The organism is Paenibacillus monticola (assembly GCF_009664975.1).
Classification (GTDB): domain Bacteria; phylum Bacillota; class Bacilli; order Paenibacillales; family Paenibacillaceae; genus Paenibacillus_AQ; species Paenibacillus_AQ monticola.
This window is the reverse complement of sequence record NZ_WJXB01000011.1, coordinates 231,991-257,367: the sequence shown is the minus strand read 5'-3', so window position 1 is coordinate 257,367 and position 25,377 is coordinate 231,991. Positions and strand designations below refer to the sequence as shown.

Below are 25,377 nucleotides of genomic sequence, written 5' to 3'. Positions count from 1 at the left end.
TACTGTCCGATGCGGAGAGAGAACAAACTTCCTGGATCAAGTTCTATAAAAATTACGTGAAGCGAAAGACCAAAATTGCCACCGGATATGATATTGAGATTTTGCCGTATAAATCCCGCACCTTGATTGGTCCGACGTCTATTCCAAATGTGGTGAATCCGGTGGAGGCGGTTCGAAGTGTACAGCACTGGTATGGGGAATATCATCTGCCAATTGCTCCTTACATTCTGCCTAAAGGAACGAATGTGGTTTCTCTAGCCAACCGATATGGCGGCGTATTGGATGGACATGAGAACGAGTTTATGAAGGGCGGTTACATCGTGGTGAACTTCAGCATTTATACCGTGAAGAATAACGATGCAGACACTCGTGTGCTTGGCTATAAAGCCCCTATAGCAAATATGTGGTCGATTGAAGGACAGATGACCTCCGATATGGATAATCAGGGGCATACTTTCTCTTTCACCTCCGGGGATGCGGTTCTTTTTGAATCGGATTTCTCGGTTCGCAATGATTATCAGGGTCAAGGTAGATAAGCGAGGGTAGAGCAGGAGGAAACGGATGTCATCTAAACAGCTGATCTTCAAAGAAGATGAAGTAGAGCGCTTGCGAACGAAAATAGGGTTACTCAGTCAAGATACGAATCATCTATACCTGCAACTGAAAGGCCAGGCCAGCAACTGGAATGGAATCCCGTTGGGGAACGACTTGCAGCAAGCGCAGGTACTCTTGAACGAGTTGACGGTAGAGGCAGAGAAGCTCGAAGATGTCATTCGAGGCGCATTGAAGGGTGTTAAGGGGTTACAGGAAGAGAATCGACGTGCTGCGAGTCAGTTAGGCCAACAATGGAGTGCTCTTGGCGGACTGTTCGGTAACCTGGGTGGGAATGGTAACGGAGGGAGAATCCCCATACCTACGTTCGCCCAGAAGGCAGCCACGAACCTGATTCACACGGTGGCAGGCCTGCTGGGCTGGGATGAGCTGAATCAGGACCCAAGGGTGCAACAGCTTCAAGGGATAATCAAACAAATAGGCATCGGTACAGTGGAAAAGATTGCAGCGCAAAGCACGTTACAGGATATCTTTGAAGCTCGGGATCAGATCGCAAAGGCGCAGACGGCGTTTGGGGTGTATCAAGCTTTTGGAAATCAGAGCCAAATGAACGCGATGCATAAGCTGGCGGAAGACGCGCGAGCGAAGCTGGAATCCTTGGGTGTGGATGCAGTGCACTATGAGGTGGGGAAAGATCTAAGCGGCCATTTCAAGCAAGCGGCGATACAAGCCTGTGACTATGATCCGTCGATTATATCGTCTAACGTACCACTAGTGCAGAACGAGAGTTATCTGTTGCTGCTGCGGATGGCGATGGAGACAGGGGCCAAGGGGGACTGGGCGAAGAGCCAACTGGCCGGGAAACGGCTGGACATCAAGCTGGCAGAGGCTGCGAGGATTATCGCGGAACAGATGGCGGCCGAGAGGCGGTTGAATGGCCCACCGATGGAGCTACCAGACGGAATCCCCATTACACCGTATAATATGGAGAACGAAACCACCTTAAACTATTTCAGGGAGCGGGTCTCTGACCCCAAAGAAACCAATCAGGTGCTGGCGTACTATGTTTGGCTGGAAGAGACCTACGGAATGACCGAGTGGCGCAAGAAAGTAGTGCAAGCGGATGCGGTCACAAGGGCCTTTGCCGGCGCGTTAATCAAAGAAACGGTCATGGGCGTGGTGGATACCGCAAAATTGGCTTTCAACTTTGTGGTGGACCCGGAGAAAACCACGCAGGATGCGGTGGATAAGATGTCTTATCTTGTTCAGAACCCAGAGGTGCTAGTGGAAGCAGCCCGGACGGTTTACAATAACTTTGACGAGGGAACTCCTGAGCAAAGGGCCGCCATGCTGGGCTCCGTCGCTTCACTGCTTGTGCCTGGGTTGCAAATAACCAAAGGCGGTAAGCTCGGTAAAGTGGTAGATGGGGTGCAAGAGGTTGTCACCCAAACGGTGGATAAGGTGAAAGATATCAGCAAGGGAATCCAACGTTCCGATGCCTTGGGGAATCTGAAGCCTTTTGGAAGTATGGCACTCCCCGGGGGCATGGGAAGTATACAGATACCCAATGATTTCCAAGACACGGCGCGTCGTTTGGATAGTCCTGAGATTGGGAGCGGGAGGATTATTGAGGGGACGAGTAAAGGTGCTGAAGTAACAAAAGGGTATGACGTAACACCAAAGTATAGTTCTTATAAAGAGAGATTAGACCGTACACCAAAGAATAATGGTACATGGGAAGCAGAAAGAGGAGAGTCTAACTTTGTCTCTGAGAAACCTGAAGTTAAAGAGTATCTGGATGAAGCAGGTGTTGATGGAGTAGAATATAAGAATGCAATTCCGGATTTCTCCCCTTTTACCAAGGATGAGGTTAAAATCCCTAATATGACTAATGATAGAAGAAAGAATTTTGCTAATGCTGATGAGACACTGGCTAATCAATGGTCGACTCCTGAGAAAAAATGGACTGCTGATGATGTAGCAGATTGGCGAGAAGACAACAATTACACTTGGCATGAACTAAATGATCTTGAGAGTATGCAACTTGTACCTGGCAAAATTAATGGAACGTTTAATCACTTGGGTGGAGTAGGAGAACATAATATTAAAGAAAAGTTAGGAGAGTGACATAATGGCTAGCCTTAACCATGAATTATTCGGTGAAATTTCATACGATTTATACTGGAGTGGAAAGCAGAAGGTAAAGATCTTTGGACAAGAGAGAATCGTTATTTTAAGTATTGATGGAAACGAAGAAGGTGAATTTCAAGATGCTCAAAAAGAAGCGTATATTAATTTTGTTGGTAATATGGGAAATATGATAACGAAAATAGAGGATGCTATCTTTGACTATTATCAAGAAGTTTATATGGAGTATAGAGATATGGTGGGAGAGGATGAAGCTGACAGGATTGCACCAATTATAGAGAATAAAGAAGAAATGGGCAAAATAGTTGAACCCACTCAATTGACTATAAGAAGAGTACGTAAGAATGGAATTAGAAGAATTGGTTTGCTTTTTAATTGTACTTGGGAAATAGAACATGGGCTTGCCGTGAAAATTGAGGATGAAGAAATAGTTGAGGTAGGCTTCCAAGATATAGTTCTATAATCTGAAGGGGGGCTACCCAGTACCGATTGAATCCATCATTCACCCAGTAACACACTTAACCTATGTAATTCCCGCATAAAGATATCGTCATTTCGTTTGTAAGCACAGTAATGCTAGAAAGGTATAACTTAAATAATACTAAAGTGTTAAATAAAACAGGTCGATTATGGTCAGATACCACCATGAATGGCCTGTTTTTTGTTATGTTCGCTTTTTTGCGGTTTTTTCAAATTCACTCGCAACTGTAGATTACCCTGTAGAGATAGTGAGGGAGAAAAAGACAGAATCACACCTTTCAAGATGGATAGCACGACAACTATAGTAAAGGTGTTATGCAAAGAATAGCACTTTGTCCGCAACATAACTGACACTTGCAACGATGATTACGGTACAGGAAAAAATCTGGTGACGACCAGTCAACATATATAGGTAAGGTAACGTAACGTAACGTTATAAGGCTAGCCACCTTGCCCTCTAATATAGTCCGAAATTCGTTAAAAAATTTCGGTTGGGGGCTGAATATGAAAGAACCTACAAGTTTCGATTGACCCCATTGTATTCGAGTTTACGGACATCTACTGGGATTACTTAAATCTTCTCAAGTTAAGATTATGTCAGTATCTAAATGCTATCGGTAAGCTCGGTAAAGTGGTAGATGGGGTGCAAGAGGTTGTCACCCAAACGGTGGATAAGGTAAAAGATATCAGCAAGGGAATCCAACGTTCCGATGCCTTGGGGAATCTGAAGCCTTTTGGTAGTATGGCACTCCCCGGGGGTATGGGAAGTATACAGATGCCGAATGATTTACAGAACACGTTGCACAGGTTTGATAGTCCTGAAGGGGGACACGGGGGGGGATTATTGAGAGGACAGGTAAACCTTCAACTAGAGTCCTTGACGAGATAGTTGATGCGACGCTTATTAGCAAAGTTGAAAATAGAAGAAATAGACTTCCTAGTGATCTAAAGCGCAGTGGAAATGTTGGTATGGCTGAAGTAGATATACCTGGATTAAAGAAAGAACTCTATGCTCATAGTGGTATAGATGTTTTATCTGATGCTAGGTCATCAGCAAGCGCTGTATCAGATATTTCATTGAAGCCGACTAACCCATTATTTAAAGCCTCGACTGATACAACAAGTGATGGCAGGGAGTTACTTAGAGATATAGATACCGAGTATAAAATATTGAATGATGTGGCTAGCCAGCTAGGGAATAAATTTGATCAAAAAGGAAAGTTGACCTTATTCACAGAAAAACCGCCATGTGCAAGTTGTAGTAATGTGATCGAAGAATTTATGGCGAGATACAAAAACATTACTGTTGAAGTTGTACACAATAACCACCAGAGAATATTGCCATAACAGTATACGGGGGGACAAAATGAAAGATTTTTCAATAATAGAAGTATCCGAGTTTGTTGGCGACTTTTTTGAAAAAGTACGGACAAGAGATTACAACGGTAGCTCAATTGAAGCAGCCACGAGATGTTTTTATGAGTATGAACCTATTATGAATGATGGCATTACCGAAAAAATTATTTTCACTTTATACATTCTAGACTCGATGTTAAAGGAAGATAATAGAATCTATGTAGGTCAGTATAATTTGATTTTTGATGCGGTAGAAAAAGTATTAGGCGGAGGGGTGGAATTGGATTTATGTGTTGAAGAGAAGGAGAAGGTCATTCTATTGGCAGATAAATTAAAAGGACAGTTGTCACAAATGGAAATTACATATGACCCGAAAGAGCAGTAGCTGGTACTATCTTACTTTGTGGAATTTGGTAATTTGTTTGTACGCACATCAATGCTTTAATTTTATAACTTAAATAATATATTAACGTTACATCAACAGGTTGATTATGGTCAGATACGCCATGATTGACCTGTTTTTTTGTTATCTTCGTCTTCTTGCGGATTTTTTCAAAAACCAATCGTAATTAAATATGAGGATATTCCGATTATTAGTTTGCAAGAAGGTAACTGAGGATTTCAACCAACTGGAAGAATTTTTGGATGAAGTCCCTGAGCTTATTCACTATGGAATCGCCTACGATAGGCCAAGTTGATCCGCATAATTCGGTGTCTAAAAAAGATATTTTAAACTGGAACGATCCAGAAGTGATCGAGCGGCTGCAAGGTACATATTGGTTCGAGCTGTAGAAAGAGGAGCAGGACCGGAGATTTTAAGAGGTCAAAGCGTATTAAGAAAAGCAAGAGAAGGAAGCGGCAGACAAAAGCTTGCGAACGAAAATAGGGTTACTCAGTCAAGATACGAATCATCTATACCTGCAACTAAGAGGCCAGGCCAGCAACTGGAATGGAATTCCGTTGGGGAACGACTTGCAGCAAGCGCAGGTACTCTTGAACGAGTTGACGGTAGAGGCAGAGAAGCTCGAAGATGTCATTCGGGGCGCATTGAAGGGTGTTAAGGGGCTACAGGAAGAGAATCGACGTGCTGCGAGTCAGTTGGGTCAACAATGGAGTGCTCTTGGCGGACTGTTCGGTAGCCTAGGCGGGCATGGTAACAGTAACGGAGGACGAATCTCCATCCCTGCGTTCGCCCAGAAGGCCGCGACGAACCTGATTCACACGGTGGCAAGCCTGCTGGGTTGGGATGAACTGAATCAGGACCCAAGGGTGCAACAGCTTCAAGGGATTATCAAACAAATAGGTATTGGTACAGTGGAAAAGATTGCAGCGCAAAGCGAGTTAAAGGATATCTTTGAAGCACGGGATCAGATCGCAAAGGCGCAGACGGCGTTTGGGGTATATCAAGCTTTTGGGAATCAGAGCCAAATGAACGCGATGCATAAGCTGGCGGAAGACGCGCGGGCGAAGCTAGAATCCTTGGGTGTGGATGAAGTGCACTATGAGGCGGGGAAAGATCTAAGTGGCCATTTCAAGCAAGCGGCGATAAAAGCCTGTGACTATGATCCGTCGATTACATCGTCTAACGTACCACTAGTGCAGAACGAGAGTTATCTGTTGCTGCTGCGGATGGCGATGGAGACAGGGGCCAAGGGGGACTGGGCCAAGAGCCAACTGGCCGGGAAGCGAATGGAAATCAAGATCATGGAGGTAGCCAGAGCAATCGAGCAACAGATTGCGGAGGAGAAACGACTAAAGGGTCCGCCGATGGAACTGCCAGACGGAACCGCCATTACACCGTATAATATGGAGAACGAAACCACCTTGAACTATTTTAAGGAGCGGGTGTCTGACCACACGAATCCGAATCAGTTTCTAGCGTACATCGTTTGGCTGGAAGAGACCTACGGGATGACCGAGTGGCGTAAAAAAGTAGTGCAGGCAGATGAGGTCACAAGGGCCTTTGCCGACGCGTTAATCAAAGAGACGGTTATGGGCGTGGTGGACACTGCAAAATTAGCGTTCAACTTTGTGGTGGACCCGAAGAAGACCACGCAGGATGTGGTGGATAAGGCATCCTACCTTATCGAACATCCGGAGGTGCTAGTGGAAGCGGCCCGGACGGTTTACAATAACTTTGACGAGGGAACTCCTGAACAAAGGGCCGTCATGCTAGGCTCCGTCGCATCACTGCTTGTCCCAGGGTTGCAAATAACCAAAGGTGGTAAGCTCGGTAAAGTGATAGATGGGGTGCAAGAGGTTGTCACCCAAACGGTGGATAAGGTGAAAGATATCAGCAAGGGAATCCAACGTTCCGATGCCTTGGGGAATCTGAAGCCTTTTGGAAGTATGGCACTGCCCGGAGGCATGGGAAGTATAAACGTGCCGAACGATTTTCAGAGCACGGTGCACAGGTTGGATAGTCCTGAGGGGGGACGCGGGGGGATTATTGAGGGGACGGGTGATGGTGGTTCTAATAAAACTTTAGAATTTAGTCCATTTGATGAAGCAGGGAAACTTAACCCGAATGTGAAATATAAAGCAGGTGAACACCAATACGATTACGAAACAGATCATATGGGTAGAATCGGAAAATTTAGTACGGATGATTTAAAATTAACTATAAGAGATGAACGATTACCACATGATTCCAATACACCAGGTAAAGAGCCAGGCGACCATGCAGGTCATCTGGCAGGAGATAGATTCGGTGGTTCTCCCGAGATTGATAACCTTGTCTCACAGTCAAGTAAGATTAATCTAAGCGAGTACAAGAAAATAGAAAATGAATGGGCAAGAGCATTACAGGCAGATCCTCCGAAACATGTCTCTGTTGAAGTGAAAGTGAATTATGAGGGGGATTCGCTTCGACCGTCTGGTTTTAAAGTAGTGTATGAAATAGATGGTAGGACTAAAATTGTTGATTTGGTAAATTAAAGGAGATTAAACTATGACAAAAGTGTTTGAAGATTATTTTTCAGAATTGCAGGCAGATATGGTCTCGATTTGTCTGGAGTATGTGAATAACAAGGCAGATATGATATATATATATGCTTCAAATGAATTTGGACAATTCAGTTCAGATGTGTTCTTTAAAATAAATAATTGTATTGTTGAAAAACACAAGCTGAATAATGTAGTTCAAAATGTAGATAGTAAATCAAATCATCTTTATAATGATTCAAAAGAGAGACAGATTGCAGTACTTAATATCTGCAATGAAAATATCCGAAAAATAAAAGATTTGTGCAAAAAATATAACAGGGAAATGCCTACAGAGATGAAACTGATTTATGACGTATCTCGAAATAAATTAGACGCTCAGTACAGCTACGAGATAAAATATACAAATGATCCAGTGAAAACTGCTGGTCATATTTTTGACGAGTGGTTTGAAGAAATGGGTGGAATGATATAGGTTTGAATAATATTTATCTAAAGAAAGCCTATGCTCTCATGCTAGGACAAGGTGAGAAATCAGGTGGATTTCTCGCTACGGTGCCTGAGCATAGCCTTGGTGTGAAATTTGAGAATAAAGATACATAAGTAAGCGATTTGTTCTCGTATAAGAATACAAATTTAGAAACGCGTTCTGCGGCAGATCTAGCCGCAAGAGCGCTTTTTTTGATTTTTGCCACCGTAGAACCTTAAGATAGGACACCCTCAAACTGAGTAATGAATCGTTTTCATGGAAAGAAAGCGGTTTTATAATTGAGCTATCGACAAGAGAGGGGGGGCACACATGAGAACGAATTCAACGGCTGCAGTCTATGAGCCGCTTCAAGTCTGGAAGGGTGATACCCTAGGGAGAAGGTTCCGCAAGCAACTGCCATTTCAAATTTTCGTCTGGCTGGGCTTAGCCTTTTTGCTGGTATTCAATTATGCTCCCATGTTCGGTGTTTTAATAGCGTTTAAGAACTATAAAATATTGACAGGCATCAGCGGGATTTTCACAAGTGAGTGGGTCGGTCTCCGGTACTTCCGTGAACTGGTAAGAGATTACAACTTTCCGAATCTGGTACGCAATACGCTTGCTTTAAGTGTTCTCAAGCTCGTGTTTTCCTTCCCAGTTCCGATTATCCTGGCGATTATGCTGACGGAGACGCGCAGCGCCTTCATGAGACGGTTCGTGCAGACGGCCAGTTATCTGCCGCACTTTATCTCCTGGGTTATTGTGAGTGGTATGGCTTATGCCTTCTTCTCCACCGAAACCGGAATGATCAACAATGCCCTGATGTCACTGCACATTATTCAGGAGCCGATCAAGATTCTGACAGATCCGAATTCCTTCTGGGGACTGGCTGTAGCATCGGCGATCTGGAAAGAGGCAGGCTGGTGGACCATCATATTCCTCGCTTCCATATCGGGCATAGACCCGACGCAGTATGAAGCTGCGGAAATGGATGGCGCCGGACGACTGCAACGGATCTGGCACGTCACGCTTCCTGGTATGAAATCGGCTTATGCCGCCGCTACGGATTTGATCCAATCGGTTATTGCAGTTATCTTGGTGGTTTCTGCGAACACCATCGCCAAGAAGGTGTCAGGCTCAAGCTTGTATTAATTGGCAGTTTCGAACGGAAGAGAGGGGGTTTATTATGAAGAGAAAAAAAACGGTCGAGGATCGAATTGTGACCTTGTACTCGTTCTATTATATTCTCATCGCTTCATTCAATATGGGACTGGATACTGCACAGAGAGGACTTTACCTCTTTCCCAGACAGTTCACGCTGGAGAATTACCAATACTTTTTCAGTAAGCGGGCTTGGGTCGAGGCGTTTGACATCACCATCCTGCGTACGGTAGTCGGAACTATAGTTGCATTTTGTTCACAAGCATGGTCGCTTACGGACTGGCTAAAAAAGATTTAATTTTGCGCAAATTCTATTATCTGTTTATTATTGTGGCAATGAATGTATCCGGAGGTTTGATTTCCTATTACGTAGTTCTGCGGAGTATTCATTTGCTCAATTCATTCTGGGTCTACATTATCCCGTCTATGCTAAGCTTGTTCTTCCTGCTGATCGCGGTATCCTTCTTTCAGGAAATCCCGAGTGAGAGGAGTGAGTCGGCACGGATGGACGGCGCCAGTGAAGTGGGGATTTTCCTACGGATTATTTTACGGAGCAAATTATTAGTACGAATCTCGATAATTTGATCAAGAACGAAGAAGCTAAGGTACTGCTTGCGGATTCGGCAGAAGATGCGGCCAAAGCCTAAGATGTCATCGTCCAGCAGGGTAATAAAATGGGAATGGCAGATTTGGAGACTTGGGCGAATACAAAATATGCAGAAGTGCAAAAACTGTTCAAATAAGCTAGGCAGGTAAAGGTTAGAAGGAATGTCCGCTGCAGAAGTTGTTTATCGACTTCCTGTGGCGGCAATTTTACTTTTGCAGCCTTTCAGAGCAGTGGCTTGTTATAATAAAGTTATAATAGAAGACTAACTCAAGGAGGTGCGCCAGTGCTGAAACTGATGACATAGATGATGAGGAAATTATATTAAAAGGACTGCAGCGGATGGTCAGCGCAGCGCAACCTCCCTTTACTGAAGTAGTTGGTGTGTCTGATGCTTTTGAAGCTTTGCAATTGATGGATACCCTCTGCCCGGACCTGGCCCTTATCGATATTCAGATGCCGGAGATGAACGGATTGGAGCTGATAAGTCATGCTGCGGCCAAAGCAGTAGGCCATTTTGTCATTATTACAGGCTATGATGATTTTGAATATGCCCGCCAGGCGCTTTGCATGCAGATTGATGATTATTTGCTGAAGCCAGTGGATCAAAAGGAATTATCAGCGTTACTGCAGCGGATTGCAACACAGATTATGGAGCAGAGGGTAACCCATCAGAGAATGCCCCCATTCCAGCATTGGAATGATTGAGCAATTTATCCGCAGCAACAATATGTGGGTCTGGTAGCTACCGAGAGAGAGTAACCGGACAGGCTGTTAAATCTATTAAATCTTAATTGAAGGGATGAATATTGTGATTATTTTATTTCAAGGGGATTCGATTACAGATGGCAACCGCGGCCGTGACGATGACCCGAATCATATTCTGGGGCATAGCTATGCCTATATTATTGGCGGGAAGCTGGGAAATGATCTGGCTGAGCAACGGCCTGTATTCTATAACCGGGGAATAAGCGGTGACCGGATGTCCGATTTATACGCACGCTGGAACGAAGATGCGATCAGTTTGAAGCCTGATATGATTAGTATTCTAATCGGGGTCAACGATATTTGGAGAACGATGAAGGGTGAACCCAGCGGGGTGACGGATCGTTTTGAAAGGGCTTACCGCCATGTGCTTGAGGAAACAAGCGAGGTCATGCCGCAAACGAAGCTGATTCTGTGCGAACCATTTATTCTGAATACCGGAGCTCCGGCAGAGCAATGGGAAGCTTGGGAGGGATGGATTAAACACTATCAGCAGGTTGTCCGGCAGCTTGCCGAGCAGTTTCATACGGTATTTGTTCCCTTGCAGGAAGCTTTTAATGAAGCAGCGCGTAGAACGGATGCGGCTTATTGGCTGTGGGATGGCGTACATCCGACGACAGCCGGACATGATCTGATCGCCAGAGAATGGCTGAAGACTGTAGAGAAGAATGGTCTTTTGAACGATTAATGCTCAATTAGGGAGACGGTAGCCGTGAAGCTTAATTATAATAAACCAGCTAAGGATTGGAATGAAGCACTGCCGATTGGGGGAGGTCGCTTAGGGGCAATGATCTTTGGGGGTGTGGAGAAGGAACGCTTCCAACTGAATGAAGATACGTTATGGTCGGGGAGCCCGCAGGACCGGAACAGGCCACAAGCGCTTGAACTGCTGCCTGAAGTGCGGCGGCTACTGGCTGAAGAGGAATATCTTGCAGCAGATGAGCTGAGTAAAGAAATGCTCGGTCCGTACGCCCAATCCTACATGCCCTTTGGTGACTTGTATCTACAGTTTGAGCATGGTGATTATACAGAGGCATATAAGAGAACTTTGGATCTGGAGCAGGGTATATCCCGTGTGGAATATACTATTGGCGGGGTGAAATATACCCGCGAAGCTTTTGCTTCGTACCCGGGCCGTGTGCTGGCGCTTCGTCTTACTGCCGATGAACCGGGGATGCTGAGCTTGACGGTTAAACTCGACAGTCCGCTGCGGCATCGCACTTGGGTGGAAGGCGGACAGTTGATCCTTCGGGGAATAGCACCAGAAAATGCTGATCCGAATTATATGAGCAAGAAACGTCCGCTGTCTTACGGGGATTGGGATAATACCGACGCAATGAGCTTTGAAGGCCGGGTTGGCATGCAGACGGAAGGCGGACAAACTGAATTTGCTGCTGGTGCTATTCACATTAAAGAGGCAACAGCGGTCACGCTTTATTTCAGTGCAGCCACCAGCTATAACGGCTTTAATAAATTGCCGGGCAGAGAAGGCAAGGATTATAGTGTCGCCGCCGCGCAAGACTTGCGTCTAGCTTTGGAAGATACATATGAAGCTCTCCGTACAGCACATATGGATGATTATCGCGCCTTATTCAACCGCGTCCAGCTCAATCTTGGGCAACGTGTGGCTCCTGAGGAGTTGACTACAGATCAATGGATTAAACAATATGGTGCAGCAGATCCGGGATTGGTCGAGCTGCTGTTTCAATATGGACGGTATTTAATGATTTCCGGCTCACGTCCAGGTACTCAGCCCTCCAATCTGCAAGGCATCTGGAATCAAGAAACCCGAGCACCTTGGAGCAGCAACTGGACGCTGAATATTAATACCCAGATGAATTATTGGCCGGCAGAGAGCGGAAATCTGGCGGAATGCCATGAACCCTTATTTACATTAATTGAAGAGCTGGCCCAAACGGGGCGGAAGACCGCCGAGACTCATTATGGAGCAAAGGGCTGGACGGCTCACCATAATACAGACATTTGGCGTCAGAGCTCTCCGGCTGGTGGGGAAGGGCATGGTGAAGCAGTTTGGGCGCTTTGGCCACTTGCAGGTGCCTGGTTATGCCATCATCTATGGGAGCATTACGAATTTGGCTTGGACAAGGATTTCCTGCGAAATCGTGCATATCCGATAATGAAAGAGGCGGCATTGTTCTGTCTGGACTGGTTAATCGATGACGGAAATGGAGTCTTGGTAACGCTGCCTTCAACTTCGCCGGAGCATAAGTTCCGTAGTAACGGCAACCTGGTAGGGGTCAGCAAAGCCTCCACCATGGATATGGTATTGATCTGGGATTTATTCAGCAATTGTATTGAAGCTTCTGTAATCTTGGGCATGGATGCATCGTTCAGTCAGCAATTAATCGCGGCGAGATCTGCTTTATTCCCGTTGCAGATCGGCAAATATGGGCAATTACAGGAATGGTCGAGCGATTTTGAGGACGAGGATATTCATCACCGTCATGTCTCACACTTGTTCGGGGTATATCCAGGAGTCCAACTGACGGAGCGCGCCAATCCACAGCTATTTCAGGCGGCCAAGCAAAGTCTGGAGCGGCGTGGCGATGGCGGAACGGGCTGGAGTCTCGGCTGGAAGATCAGCTTGTGGGCCAGATTCTGCGAAGGCAATCGTGCATTACAGCTCCTATCCAATTTATTGCAGCTGGTGGAAGAAGGTTGTGCGCGTGGAGGCGTATATCCGAATCTGTTCGATGCGCATCCGCCTTTTCAAATTGATGGGAATTTCGCGGCAACCTCTGGAATTATCGAAATGCTGCTGCAATCTCATCAAGGCTATTTGGAGCTGCTTCCAGCACTGCCGGATGCCTGGCCTGTGGGTGAGTTCAAGGGCCTGCGTGCGCGGGGCGGTTTTGAGGTCAGTCTGAAGTGGGCACAAGGAGTTCCGGTACAAGCGGAGATTTATTCCCGTAAAGGGAGGTTGTGCAGAATAAGCAATGCTAATCTGTCATCTGTATCTACCGGTGGATTAGTCGTTGAGTATCGTATTGTGGGCGGGATCGCGGAGTTTGATACCGAGGCAGAGCAGGGGTATGTGCTTGATTTTGGATAAGATATCTGTAACCACCAAGCCGTGATTTATAGTTGATCCATACCCTACATAGAGCATCTTTCTAGTCATAGAAAGGTGCTCTATTACTTATACCCCTACTTATTCAGCAGGGGTATAGATGAGGGATACCTGAAATTTATTCAGAAAAGCAATCCATTCGTCCGTTGGTTTCTGATCTGTGACAATATAGTCGATTTTATCAAAGCTGAGCAATTTGATGAAGGCGATCCGATCGAATTTGGAGTGGTCTACGAGCAATATAACCTTGTTCGCTTGCTGTTGCATGAGCACCTTAAGTTCACTTTCCGCTTCGTTCGAATCGCTGAGCCCACCTGTCATGGACAATGCTTTACAGCTGAAGATAGCTACATCTACATTATATTTTTGAATCGTCTGCAGCGCATTGGGACCTACGAAGGAGCTGGTCTCGGGCCCTAAGGTTCCGCCTGTGGAGATCAGCTTTTGGCCGGAATGTTGGAATTCGGATAGAACCACCAGTGAATTGGTGATAATCGTCAGATTCTTTTTCTCATCAAGGATTCTCCGCAGCGCCTCAAATGCTGTTGAGCTGGTATCAGTCATCAGGCTGTCACCGTCGTTGATCAGCTCGAGGACATTGACAGCTATCCTTTGCTTGGCTTCAAGATTGACCTGATGTCGGCTGGCATAGGAGGGATCTTCATTCGTGTGGGCGTTTAGAATCGCGCCTCCGTAGTTTTTTTTGGCGAGTCCTTCCTTATCCAGTTTATCGAGATCCCGCCGTATCGTCTCTTCAGAAACGTTGAATTTCTGCGCCAAATCGGCCACATGAACCTTCTTATGTCTGTAAAGCTCATTTATTATCACTTCGCGCCGTTCAAAAGCCTTCATCTACCGCTCACCCCTGGTCCAAATCTGCATATTTAATAGTTTACTACAAAGCCTTATAAACAAGAAGAAACGGCTTCGCCGTCCTTTATATGGACGGCACCCGTTTCTTCGAGAAATATAAGGATAAGTTATCGTGTGCAACATATAAATTTTTATATTTTTAAAAAAAGAAATGAATACTACAGTAAACCCACAACATACAATTATAATATCACAACAAACCACATTAATATCATAATATGTTGTGGTTTATTGTTGACTTAATAGATTGTAGATTCTATGATGGTATTGAAAAAAGTAATGATAACGCTTTAATCTATTGAAATTCTAACCTATTCTTGAGGGGGAACAGCAGTGGCAGCAAATTATCCGAAGATTGGTATCCGTCCTACTATAGATGGAAGAAGACGCGGTGTACGTGAATCGCTGGAGATTCAGACTATGGGCATGGCTCAGCGGGTAGCCAAATTTCTAGAAGAGAACTTATATTATCCGGATGGATCGCATGTGGAATGTATTATCGCTGATAGCACCATTGGGGGAGTTAAAGAGGCCTCCGCCGCTGCGCTGAAGTTCTCTAGCGCCAACGTGGGCGTATCGATAACCGTAACCCCTTGCTGGTGTTATGGTTCCGAAACTATGGATATGGATGCTTCGATTCCACATGCCGTGTGGGGCTTCAACGGGACAGAACGTCCCGGTGCAGTATACCTGGCTGCTGTTCTATCTGCCTATGCACAAAAAGGCATTCCGGCGTTCGGCATTTACGGTGAGGATGTGCAGGAATCAAGCAGTGAGGATATCCCTGCTGATGTACAAACGAAGCTTCTGCAGTTTGCTAAATCAGCCATGGCGGTTGCGCTTATGAAGGGCAAATCGTATTTATCGATGGGCTCTGTTTCGATGGGAATCGCCGGTTCGATTGTGAACGAGCAGTTCTTTCAAGACTATCTGGGTATGCGCAATGAATACGTGGATATGTCTGAATATGTACGCCGTTTTGAAGAAGAAATATACGATAAAGCGGAATTCGTACGGGCGCTGGCCTGGGTGAAGGAAAACTGCAGAATCGGAGCTGACAATAACCCAGAGCACCTGCAGATCAGTGATGAAGAGAAGGAACAGCAATGGGAGACCTGTGTCAAAATGACGCTGATCGCACGCGATCTGATGATTGGAAATCCAGAGCTGGCTAAACTCGGCTTCGAGGAAGAAGCGAATGGGCACAATGCAATTGTGAGCGGCTTTCAAGGCCAGCGTCATTGGACCGACCACTTTCCGAACGGTGACTTTATGGAGACGATACTTAATTCCTCCTTTGACTGGAATGGCAAACGGGCGCCTTATATTGTGGCGACAGAGAATGATAGCTTGAACGGTGTAACGATGCTGTTCAATTATCTGCTGACGAACACTGCACAAATCTTTGCCGACGTCCGCACCTTCTGGAGTCCGGCTGCGGTTGAACGTGTGACTGGTCATCAATTGCAGGGTCATGCTGCAAATGGGTTGCTGCATCTTATAAACTCGGGATCGGCTGCTCTGGATGGAACGGGGGAGCAGAGCCTTGAGGGTAAGCCGGTTATCAAGCCTTTTTGGGAGATTACGGATCAGGAAGTCGAGTCCTGCTTGGCGCAAACCCAGTTCCGGGCAGCTTCACAGGAATATTTCCGTGGGGGCGGTTTCTCTACCGATTATTTAACCAAGGGCGGAATGCCTGTCACAATGGCTAGGATGAATCTGGTAAAAGGGCTCGGGCCTGTCCTGCAGCTGGTTGAAGGCTATACGGTCGAATTGCCTGAAGATGTCCATAATACACTGGATCAAAGAACAGACCCCACTTGGCCGACGACTTGGTTTGCCCCTAAGCTAACGAACCAAGGTTCGTTCCAATCAGTTTATGATGTGATGAACAATTGGGGGGCCAATCACGGGGCAATCAGCTACGGACATATTGGTGCCGATCTGATTACACTGGCCTCTATTCTGCGTATTCCAGTCAGCATGCATAACGTTGAAGAGTCGCGTATTTTCAGACCTCGGGTCTGGTCATTGTTCGGTACCGGAGATCTTGAGGGTGCGGATTACAGAGCCTGTCAGAACTTTGGACCGCTCTATTAAATCCTTTGGCGAAGCAGGTGTACAAAAAATGGACGATACGATAAAGCTGTTGGCGATAGATCTCGGCGCTAGCTCGGGCAGAGTCATGTTAGGAATCTACGACGGTGATACCCTTCGCATGGAAGAGATTCATCGTTTCGCCAACATCCCAGTGCAGATCCGCGGACAATTATACTGGGATGTTCTAAAGCTGTTCCACGAAATGAAGCAGGGTATCCAAAAAGCTCACCGAATGTTCGGGCAGTTACAGGCGCTAAGCGTGGATACCTGGGGAGTTGATTACGGTTTTCTCGATAAACAGGGACAGCTGCTCTATTCCCCACATCATTACAGGGACCAGAGAATGGCAGCTAATAGCACAAGTATGGAGGCGTTGCTGCCCCCAAGAGAGCAATTTGCGCTGACAGGCAACCAGCCGAGTCTGATTAATACGGTCTATCAGTTGTACTCCGATCTTCAGGGAAATGTTGACCTTATACAGACGGTGGGCAAAATACTAATGATGCCCGATTTATTTCATTATCTGTTCTCAGGCATCGCCGTGGCAGAGCAGACGATTTGGAGCACTAGCGGCCTGCTGGATGCTGCCTCTTCTGAGATTTCAGAAGAAGTGTTTAACAGGTTGGGTATTCCGACTGCTATAATCCCGGAAGGAGTCTCCGCAGGCACAGTAATTGGGCTGGTTGACCCAGAAATACAGGCTGAGCTTGGAATCGGCCCCATGACCATAATCGCCGGAGCTTCCCACGATACGGCCTCCGCAGTAGCCTCGATTCCTTATATCAGAAAAGGCGAGGCAGCTTTTATAAGTTGCGGTACCTGGTCTTTGGTAGGGATGGAGACGCTGGAGCCGGTCGTGACGGATCAGAGTTATGAGTACGGGTTTACCAATGAGCGCTGCTTTGGCAGCACTAACCGTTTGCTGAAGAATATTACGGGGCTGTGGATTCTACAGGAATGTGATAGGAATTGGGCAGAAGCGGGTGAGCCTGTTAGCTATAGCGAAATGGTGCAGCTTGCCGGAACCCTTGCACAAGCCCCAGCCATCATCGACCCAAACGATCCGATCTTCAGTACACCAGGAAATATGCCCCAGCGGATTAGAGAATATTGTGTGAAGACCGTTCAGCCAGTGCCTCATACAAAAGCTGAAATCATTCGAGTTATATTGGAGAGCCTGGCATTGTCGTATAGCCAGACTATTGATGAATTGGAGGCTTTAACCGAAACAACAATCCGCACAATCCACATGGTTGGCGGGGGCATTCAGAATGAATTGCTGTGCCAGCTTACAGCTAATGCCACTGGCAGAGAAATTGTGGCCGGACCTGCCGAGGCAAGTGCGATTGGCAATATCGTTGTTCAATTAGCTGCGATTGGCATTGTTGAAGCTTCCGCCTTTAGAGATATTGTCGCGCGATCTTATACGCCAGTCAGCTATCATCCTGCAATTGTAAAACATTCATAGTTTATAGATGGTATAGTGAAGAGGAGAGTTTCATACATGGAAACTAAAGAGGAACAATTACGTCGACAGATTTGTGATATCGGCAAAAACCTGTTTAACAAGGATTTTATTGCGGCAAATGACGGTAATATTTCGGCACGGTTGTCAGAGAATGAAGTACTTGCTTCCCCGACCGGGGTCAGCAAAGGATATCTGGAGCCGCATATGCTCGTTAAGGTAAATCTACAGGGGGAAATTCTGGAAGCTGCCGAAGGCTACCGCCCTTCTACGGAAGTGAAGATGCATCTCAAGATTTATAATGCACTCCCGGAGATCAATGGTGTGGTACATGCGCATCCGCCTTATGCCACAGCTTTTGCTATTAAGGGCGAGTCACTGGATAAGATGATGATGCCCGAGTCAGTAATTGCGATGGGTGACATTCCTTTGGCTGTGTATGGTACCCCTTCAACAGAAGAAATACCGGACTCCATAGTTCCTTTTTTAGGTAAAAAAACGGCTGTTCTGCTGGAGAGTCACGGTGCACTTACCTGGGGCAAGGACGTTATGGGTGCCTACATGAACATGGAAAGACTGGAATACACGGCTAAGCTGACGTTCATCACCCGGATGATTGGCGGGGAACGTGAACTGCCACAGCATCGGATTGAAGAATTGGTGGCTTTAAGATCATTTTATGGCATGTAAGGAGAGAAACTTATGTTAAAGAAAATTCCCAAGATTTTATCTCCAGAGCTGGTACGCATCCTGATGGAAATGGGCCATGGAGATGAGCTTGTACTAGCGGATGCCAATTACCCAGGACACTCACTGCATTCAAAAGTAATTCGTTATGACGGGATAGGTATCCCTCAGCTGTTGGATGCGATCTTGGAGCTGCTTCCACTGGACCATTATGCGCCCCATCAGGCGGTATTTATGTCTGTGGTTGCGGGAGACCCTACCGAGCCGGTCATCTGGTCTACCTATGAAGCGATCCTCGCGAAGCATGATGAGGAAGCCACGATTGAATATGAGGAGCGCTTCGACTTCTACAATCGTTCCAAGCAGAGTTATGCCATCATAGTTACTGGCGAAGAAGCATTATACGGGAATGTGATTCTCAAAAAAGGCGTGATCAAGGCCTAGATTACTCAAAAAACTCATAAAAGAGTGAAGCCGCAGTTCGCTTGGATTCTCAAGCGGGCTGCGGCTTTTTAATTGCTTAGCCTACAAATAAAATATGTATGAAATAAAGACAAAACAACATATAAATCCTTTCGTGTTGACTAAAAAAGAAAGTGGAGTAACATAGGAATATGAAATATTAAACGACAAAAGGAGATTCCATGAAGACTCTCATAAACGGGTGCAGTCTGATCTGGGCCAAGCTTTGCGACAGGTATTATCAAGTGTCCATCAAACAAAGAGTACTCTTCTCCTTCATAGTCTTGATAACGCTATCAATCAGTGCGATGGGAACCTTGACCTACCGGATCGCCGGGAAGGAAATCCAGAATAATGCTTTTGAGACCAGTAAGGAAACGGTGGATAAGACTACGCAGCTGCTGGATTACCGGCTGAATGATGTAGCCATGACTGTGCAGTCCCTGATGTTGAGTGATGCCTACAGGCAAATGATGATTGATGTGCAGGCCCATGATGTGACGAATTATTATGTGCATTTATCCGAGATGCAATATGTACTTTCGCAAGCGACCTTTAATGAGCCAACTATTGAGAACGTTCTTATCGCGACACCGATCGGGGACTTCTATTCAACCACACAGGTTCGGGCACAGGAGAATTCATTTTATGGCTCGGAATTGTACGATAACAGTAAAAAAAGTCCTGGCGGGTACTGGGCCAAAGGCCATTACGACCGGCTCTTCACCGGCAATCAGCGCGTGCTGTCCTTTGTAGTACGCGGAATTTATGACAACACTCCGATTACCAATGTATTCATTGTGGTGAACATCAGGGAGAACAAGATTACCTCCTTACTGAACCAGAACACCTCCGAGAATAACCGGAACTATTTCATTCTGAATACAGACGGAGAAGCCGTAGTTCAGACCAACTGGCCCTTCCATCAGAAGCTGCCGCAGGACCCGGAGTTTCTGCACGACAGCACCATCGGGAATCAGGGAACCTTTTTTTACCCGTTTGATGGGGAGGACTATCTGGTCAACTATAAACAATCGTCTGCTGCTCCAACCTGGATTCTAGCGGGGATGCAGTCCAAGGAGCAACTCCTGGGGCAACTGAAGGGAGTTCAGAGGACGATTATTTATGTGATTGTTGTCTTTCTGCTGACCAGCTGGTTCTTCTCCAATAAACTGACGGCGGTGCTGCTGAAGCCATTGTTCAAGCTCAGCAGACTTATGCGGAGGGTAGAAGAGAATCAGTTAAGCGTTTCTTTTGAGAGTAAATATAATGATGAGATCGCCCAGGTTGGTTTTCAATTCAACCGGATGATGGAAGAGATCAAGAACCTGATTGAAGATGTAAGAACTAATGAAGAGGGCAAACGGCATGCGGAGATTCGCGCTTTGACTGCGCAGATGGAGCCCCATTTTCTGTACAATACCCTGAACACTATCTATTGCAAATCGGTGCTGGGGGAGAACGATGATGTGAATGAGATGATTCTGGCCTTGTCCCAGATGTTCCAGCTGGGTTTAAGCGGCGGCAAGGATCTGATTCCCTTGGAGGATGAGCTGTCACATGTGCAGCAATATTGCGCCATTCAGCAAAAATGCTATGAGGATCTGTTTGAATACAAGGTGTTTATCGAAGATGAAGAGCTGTTGAAACTATATATCCCCAAAATACTGCTCCAACCCCTTGTAGAAAACAGTATTCAGCATGGCTTCACAGATCGTAGATCGGGAGGCCTCATTACTGTCCGGGTCTCGCAGGAACAAGCAATGCTGCACATTGTTGTAGAGGATAACGGTAAGGGAATGGACTTGCAGAAGGTCGAACAAGGGATGGTTCAGCAGACGATTTCCAAAAAAGGTTACGCCCTGGTCAACATTCGGCACCGGCTGCAGCTTTATTATGGCGACACTGCCCGGATGGAGTTGTCCAGTGAAGACGGTTCCCGCACCGATTTATGGATACCGCTAATACACATGCAGGAAGGAGGAGACGGAACCCATGGAAGCTTTTAAACCTATTAAATTATGCGTCATTGATGATATTAAAAGTGTAGTGGATATGATCTCGCGCAAGCCACACTGGGCTGAACATGGAATTGAGGTGGTAGCTACTGCACTTGACGGGGAGGAAGGGCTGCAAGTTATTCGGCAGACGCTGCCTGATATCGTGCTTACTGATATTCGCATGCCCCGTATGGACGGGCTGGCCATGACCCAAGCCATTCTTGAGTTTGCGCCCTCGTGCAAAATCATTATTTTGAGTGCCTATTCGGAGTTCTCCTATGCCCAGCAGGCTATACGTTTAGGAGCTATAGATTTTGTCAAAAAGCCATTCTCCCTCGAGGAAATCGTGAATGTGGTGCTGAAGGCGAAGCAAGTCTGTCTGCAGGAGCGCCAGGAGCAGGAGAAGCTCAAAGCGATGGAAGGAAAGATCAAAGAAAGCCTGCCGATTCTGCGGCAGGAGTATTTAACCTTCCTGATGCAGCACCAGACCACAGAGCTCAGCGCAAAGTCACGCTGGGAATATCTTGGCATTCCGCTGGCCCAGCAGGACTTTATTGTCTTTATCGCGGAGATCGATCATTTTGCCGAGAAGTATCAGACTCAGCCGGTTCAGGAGATCGAATTGGTCCGGTTCAGTCTGCAAAATATATTGGAGGAGACGATTGCTGCTTGGACGACAGGAATTGTTTTTCGGGAAGCAACGAATCGTTATGTCTGTATTATTAATGGGTCTGACCCGGAGCTTGCTGAACAAATTACCGAAGCGTGCTGCTCTAATGTCAGCCGCTATTCCCGCAATACAATCTCGATTGGTATGAGTCTTTGTGTGTCAACCATTCAAGAACTGGCTGCTGCCTACGGACAATCGCTTAGTGCGCTGGCGTATCATTTCTATACGGACGGGAACGCTGTTTATAGCTATACCAATATCCTCAACAAGCCAAGAGCGGCGAGCAGTTATTCTGCTACGACAGAGCAGGAATTCCTGTTCGCGCTGCGCTCGGGAAATCGGGAGAAGAGTCAGCTTGTGCTGCAGGGGATCTTCGATGAACTGCTAGAGCTCGACCCACTGCCGGAGCCGCAGTATGTGGAGAACATTGGGTATGAGCTGTCGTTCAAGATCTGTCGGGTCATGCTGGAGCTGTTCCCGTATGAGAAGGTGGAGCCTTTGGAGCAACGGGTGAATCTGCTGAAGATCCGCGCGCATCCTTCACTGCAGGAGATTCGAGGCCTGCTCGGCGATTTGTGTGCGGAGGGCTGCCGCTGGATTGAAGAGGATCGGTCTATTGAATCTACCAAGATTATTCATCAAGCCAAAGCGTATATTTGCGATAATCTGCATACGAGCTTGTCTCTGGAGCAGGTTGCAAAGCAGATCAACCTCAGTCAAGGTTACTTTTCGAACCTGTTCAAGAAGGTGCTCGGCACCTCTTTTCAGCAATTTGTGATGCATGAGAAGATGGAGAAGGCCAAGTCGATGCTGATCGAAGGGCTTCAGGTGCAGGAAATCGCCATGGAGCTGGGCTATGAGCATAGGCGCTATTTCAGTGATGTATTCAAGAAACATACGAACATGACGCCTTCAGAGTTTAAAATATCTTATTTGGGCAAGGGCTGAAGCTTGCTGGTTACCGCCAATAATTCTAGGAATCCATACAGGGATGAACACCGGCAATGAGCTGGGGTTTATCCCTGTTTTTCTAAATATAAGAATTTATATGCTTCACGCAATAGTTCAGCAGAAATCTGCCCTTAATGTGGGCTTACCCGCATTATGCCGCTCAAGGGTCTGCCCTATAATCAAGTTGTAAGGTAATCAGCAGTCATATAAAAGGGGGCTAACCAGAAATGAAGAAACAGCTACTTCTAACTTCATTAAGCATTGTACTAGCATTAAGCCTGGCAGCATGCGGCAATTCGAACTCGAATAATAATTCCGAGGGTGCAACTGCAGCAACAACAGGAGAGAAAACCAAGATCAGCTATTGGACGGGTGACCGCCATGATGCTGAATTCATTAAGGAGAAGGTTGCCGAGTTCAACGAGACGAACACCGATGGTATTGAGGTGGAGCTGGTTGTGAAGGGTGATGATTTCGACACTGCGCTTGATCTGTCCTTTCAAACAGCAGACTCACCGGACGTTATCCGGGTGAAAGAGAACACCATTGGCACCTTCTATAAAAAAGAATATCTGGCTCCGATCGATGAGTACTTATCAGATGAATTGAAAGCAAAGTTTCCGGAGATGGCTGATCTGAATACCTTTGACGGCAAACGTTACAGCCTGCCAAACTATGGTACGACCATGCGCCTGATCTACAACAAAGACCTGTTTGCCAAAGCAGGGGTAACAGCTCCACCTACAACCTTGCAGGAACTCGTGGATATCGCGAAAAAGCTGACTGTTGCCGGAAAAGCCGATGGTGCTTACGGCTTCGCACAGAATTTCAAGAATCCTGCAAGTGCGCTTGGCCGCTCTGCACGGGTAATTGCTGAAATGAGCGGCTTCGGCGGCTTTGGTTACGATTTCAAGACGGCCCGCTTTGACTTTACTGGCTTCAAGTCAATTATCGAAGCTTTCAAGCAAATCAAGGATGACGGCAGCATGCTTCCGGGTGTAGAATCGCTGGATATTGACCCGCTGCGGGCGCAATTTGCCGAAGGTAAGATCGGGATGTATCTGAGCTACTCCTCCGAACCCGGCGTGTACAGTACGCAGTTCCCTGCCAAGATTGATTGGGCTGCAGCTCCTGCTCCAACAATTGACGGCAATGCCAAAGGTGCTTCCGGCTTTCTAGGTGGACAATGGCTGGCACTAAGCGCGAAATCAAAGCATAAAGACGCTGCGTGGAAGTTCATGGAATATATGTACGGCGATTCAATTCTGACCGCGTATCAGGAAAAAGGCTTTGGTATCTCCATGGTTCCTTCCATCAGTGCTGTAGCCAAGGTGCCTGAAGTGAATGGCATTGAAGGCTTCCTGCCCAATAAATATGATGGCGTATGGCCGGTGTATCCAATAGTAGCACCAGAAGGAATGAAGTCTGATGACGCGTTCTTTAAATATATGCTCAACGGCGGAGATTTGGGTGCAGTCATCACTGATCTGAATAAACGCTACAACTCAGCTTTGGATGATGCGATCACTAATGACGGTTTAGTAGCCAAACCGGACCCAGGCTTTGATCCGGCGGCACTTGCTGGTAAATTCGCCAAATAAAATTAGAGATAAAGGATAAGAGGGGGAGTTATTCCCCCTAACTTATCTATTTTTTAAAAGATAGGAAAGGAGCCTAGAGAGAGAACATGAACAACAAAACCAAGAACGCGGCCTTTGCCTACAGCTATTTGTTTCCCAGCGCTTTTCTGACACTGGTTCTAGGGATTTACCCGATTGCCTGGGCGTTCCGCTATATGTTCTACAACTATAAAGGGTATGGAACCGCTCGTTTTATCGGCTTGGACAATTTCACCCGCATTTTGCAAGATATCCAGTTTTGGGACTCTGTTGTTAACACGTTTGTCTATGCGGGAGGGAAACTATTGCTTTCCATTCCACTTTCCTTGCTGCTGGCGGCGATCCTTAACCGTGGACTCAAGGGAAAACATTTGCTCCGGGCAGTCTTTTTTATGCCTACAGTCATTAGTACAGCCGTTATGGCTGTGGTCTTTTTCACCATCTTCAATTCGTATAACGGAATTCTAAATCAGTTTCTAATCAAATTTAATATTACATCCTCCGGCATTGACTGGCTGGGGCCGAAGCACGCGATGCTTACCGTGATTCTAGTTGCGGTATGGGGAGCCGTCGGCAACTATATGCTGCTCTTTCTGGCTGGGCTGCAGAATATTCCTGAGGATGTTTACGAGAGCTCTGCACTGGATGGAGCCAATAAAGTTCAACAATTCCGCTATATTACCCTCCCCATGCTTGGACCTGTGATGCAAATGGTTATTATGCTCGCTATTATTACAGCGCTCAAGGGCTATGAGAGCATCATGGTATTAACAGAGGGTGGGCCGGCCGGCAAGACAGAAGTGATGTTTCTCTACTTGTATAAATTGTTCTTTCCACTCGGAGGGGGCTCAGCGACTCAAGTGCAGGAGTTTGGATATGGCAGTGCGGTCGCGTTCGTTTCTGCACTAATCGTAGGGATGATTTCACTTCTTTATTTCTATGCATCCAAACGAATGAATCGGATCGATTGAGGAGAGACAT

General features: G+C 46.4%; 22 protein-coding genes and 1 pseudogene. 22 read left to right on the top strand and 1 reads right to left on the bottom strand.

Features of this window, described 5'->3' with window-relative positions; all coding sequences use genetic code 11:
- The 14 genes and pseudogenes from GJB61_RS31345 to GJB61_RS23865 all read left to right on the top strand — a co-directional run.
- Positions 1 to 536 (top strand): annotated as a pseudogene (locus tag GJB61_RS31345) (DUF5704 domain-containing protein); the annotation flags it as partial.
- Between the two features lie 25 nt (positions 537 to 561).
- Positions 562 to 2,679 carry an HNH endonuclease gene (locus GJB61_RS23920; RefSeq protein WP_154121535.1) on the top strand — a complete coding sequence of 706 codons (2,118 nt, stop codon included), beginning with the start codon at positions 562 to 564 and terminating at the stop codon, positions 2,677 to 2,679.
- A 4-nt stretch (positions 2,680 to 2,683) separates the two neighbouring features.
- Entirely contained in the window at positions 2,684 to 3,163 is a 480-nt protein-coding gene (locus GJB61_RS23915; protein ID WP_154121534.1) for a DUF6985 domain-containing protein, read from the top strand.
- 857 nt (positions 3,164 to 4,020) lie between these two features.
- Positions 4,021 to 4,527: a deaminase domain-containing protein gene (locus GJB61_RS23910; protein ID WP_338116079.1), complete on the top strand. Its 507-nt coding sequence runs from the start codon at positions 4,021 to 4,023 to the stop codon at positions 4,525 to 4,527.
- Positions 4,528 to 4,546: 19 nt separating this feature from the next.
- Complete coding sequence (locus GJB61_RS23905) at positions 4,547 to 4,921, top strand: hypothetical protein (RefSeq protein ID WP_154121532.1); 375 nt, start codon at positions 4,547 to 4,549, stop codon at positions 4,919 to 4,921.
- A gap of 260 nt (positions 4,922 to 5,181) precedes the next feature.
- Positions 5,182 to 5,328, top strand: coding sequence for a hypothetical protein (locus GJB61_RS23900; protein WP_154121531.1), 147 nt, complete (start codon positions 5,182 to 5,184; stop codon positions 5,326 to 5,328).
- Positions 5,329 to 5,406: 78 nt separating this feature from the next.
- Positions 5,407 to 7,473 carry a DNA/RNA non-specific endonuclease gene (locus GJB61_RS23895; RefSeq protein WP_154121530.1) on the top strand — a complete coding sequence of 689 codons (2,067 nt, stop codon included), beginning with the start codon at positions 5,407 to 5,409 and terminating at the stop codon, positions 7,471 to 7,473.
- A 13-nt stretch (positions 7,474 to 7,486) separates the two neighbouring features.
- Positions 7,487 to 7,954 carry a DUF600 domain-containing protein gene (locus GJB61_RS23890; protein WP_154121529.1) on the top strand — a complete coding sequence of 156 codons (468 nt, stop codon included), beginning with the start codon at positions 7,487 to 7,489 and terminating at the stop codon, positions 7,952 to 7,954.
- Between the two features lie 324 nt (positions 7,955 to 8,278).
- Complete coding sequence (locus tag GJB61_RS23885) at positions 8,279 to 9,100, top strand: ABC transporter permease (protein ID WP_154121528.1); 822 nt, start codon at positions 8,279 to 8,281, stop codon at positions 9,098 to 9,100.
- Positions 9,101 to 9,134: 34 nt separating this feature from the next.
- Entirely contained in the window at positions 9,135 to 9,407 is a 273-nt protein-coding gene (locus GJB61_RS31890) for an ABC transporter permease family protein (protein ID WP_229522406.1), read from the top strand.
- Positions 9,408 to 9,409: 2 nt separating this feature from the next.
- Positions 9,410 to 9,694 (top strand): ABC transporter permease subunit, encoded by a 285-nt coding sequence (locus GJB61_RS31885; RefSeq protein WP_229522405.1) that lies wholly within the window; start codon positions 9,410 to 9,412, stop codon positions 9,692 to 9,694.
- Positions 9,695 to 10,055: 361 nt separating this feature from the next.
- Positions 10,056 to 10,421: a response regulator gene (locus tag GJB61_RS23875; protein ID WP_154121527.1), complete on the top strand. Its 366-nt coding sequence runs from the start codon at positions 10,056 to 10,058 to the stop codon at positions 10,419 to 10,421.
- A gap of 103 nt (positions 10,422 to 10,524) precedes the next feature.
- On the top strand, positions 10,525 to 11,166 hold the full coding sequence (locus GJB61_RS23870; protein ID WP_338116075.1) for an SGNH/GDSL hydrolase family protein: 642 nt from the start codon (positions 10,525 to 10,527) through the stop codon (positions 11,164 to 11,166).
- 24 nt (positions 11,167 to 11,190) lie between these two features.
- Positions 11,191 to 13,551 carry a glycoside hydrolase family 95 protein gene (locus GJB61_RS23865; protein ID WP_338116074.1) on the top strand — a complete coding sequence of 787 codons (2,361 nt, stop codon included), beginning with the start codon at positions 11,191 to 11,193 and terminating at the stop codon, positions 13,549 to 13,551.
- A 99-nt stretch (positions 13,552 to 13,650) separates the two neighbouring features.
- Here GJB61_RS23865 and GJB61_RS23860 read toward each other — a convergent pair whose 3' ends face one another.
- Positions 13,651 to 14,421 carry a DeoR/GlpR family DNA-binding transcription regulator gene (locus GJB61_RS23860; RefSeq protein ID WP_154121525.1) on the bottom strand — a complete coding sequence of 257 codons (771 nt, stop codon included), beginning with the start codon at positions 14,419 to 14,421 and terminating at the stop codon, positions 13,651 to 13,653.
- Between the two features lie 354 nt (positions 14,422 to 14,775).
- Between GJB61_RS23860 and GJB61_RS23855 the strand changes: the two genes are divergently transcribed.
- From GJB61_RS23855 to GJB61_RS23820, 8 genes are all read left to right on the top strand, one after another.
- Positions 14,776 to 16,542: an L-fucose isomerase gene (locus GJB61_RS23855; RefSeq protein WP_338116073.1), complete on the top strand. Its 1,767-nt coding sequence runs from the start codon at positions 14,776 to 14,778 to the stop codon at positions 16,540 to 16,542.
- Positions 16,526 to 18,010: a rhamnulokinase gene (locus tag GJB61_RS23850; protein ID WP_229522404.1), complete on the top strand. Its 1,485-nt coding sequence runs from the start codon at positions 16,526 to 16,528 to the stop codon at positions 18,008 to 18,010. The genes GJB61_RS23855 and GJB61_RS23850 overlap by 17 nt, the downstream gene beginning before the upstream one ends.
- A gap of 36 nt (positions 18,011 to 18,046) precedes the next feature.
- On the top strand, positions 18,047 to 18,697 hold the full coding sequence (locus GJB61_RS23845) for a class II aldolase/adducin family protein (protein ID WP_154121524.1): 651 nt from the start codon (positions 18,047 to 18,049) through the stop codon (positions 18,695 to 18,697).
- 12 nt (positions 18,698 to 18,709) lie between these two features.
- Entirely contained in the window at positions 18,710 to 19,138 is a 429-nt protein-coding gene (fucU, locus tag GJB61_RS23840) for an L-fucose mutarotase (protein WP_154121523.1), read from the top strand.
- Between the two features lie 200 nt (positions 19,139 to 19,338).
- Entirely contained in the window at positions 19,339 to 21,165 is a 1,827-nt protein-coding gene (locus tag GJB61_RS23835) for a sensor histidine kinase (protein WP_154121522.1), read from the top strand.
- Entirely contained in the window at positions 21,152 to 22,774 is a 1,623-nt protein-coding gene (locus GJB61_RS23830) for a response regulator (RefSeq protein WP_154121521.1), read from the top strand. The genes GJB61_RS23835 and GJB61_RS23830 overlap by 14 nt, the downstream gene beginning before the upstream one ends.
- A gap of 230 nt (positions 22,775 to 23,004) precedes the next feature.
- Positions 23,005 to 24,378: an ABC transporter substrate-binding protein gene (locus GJB61_RS23825; RefSeq protein WP_154121520.1), complete on the top strand. Its 1,374-nt coding sequence runs from the start codon at positions 23,005 to 23,007 to the stop codon at positions 24,376 to 24,378.
- An 86-nt stretch (positions 24,379 to 24,464) separates the two neighbouring features.
- Positions 24,465 to 25,367, top strand: a complete 903-nt coding sequence (locus GJB61_RS23820; RefSeq protein WP_154121519.1) for a carbohydrate ABC transporter permease — start codon at positions 24,465 to 24,467, stop codon at positions 25,365 to 25,367.
- Positions 25,368 to 25,377 lie beyond the last annotated feature (10 nt).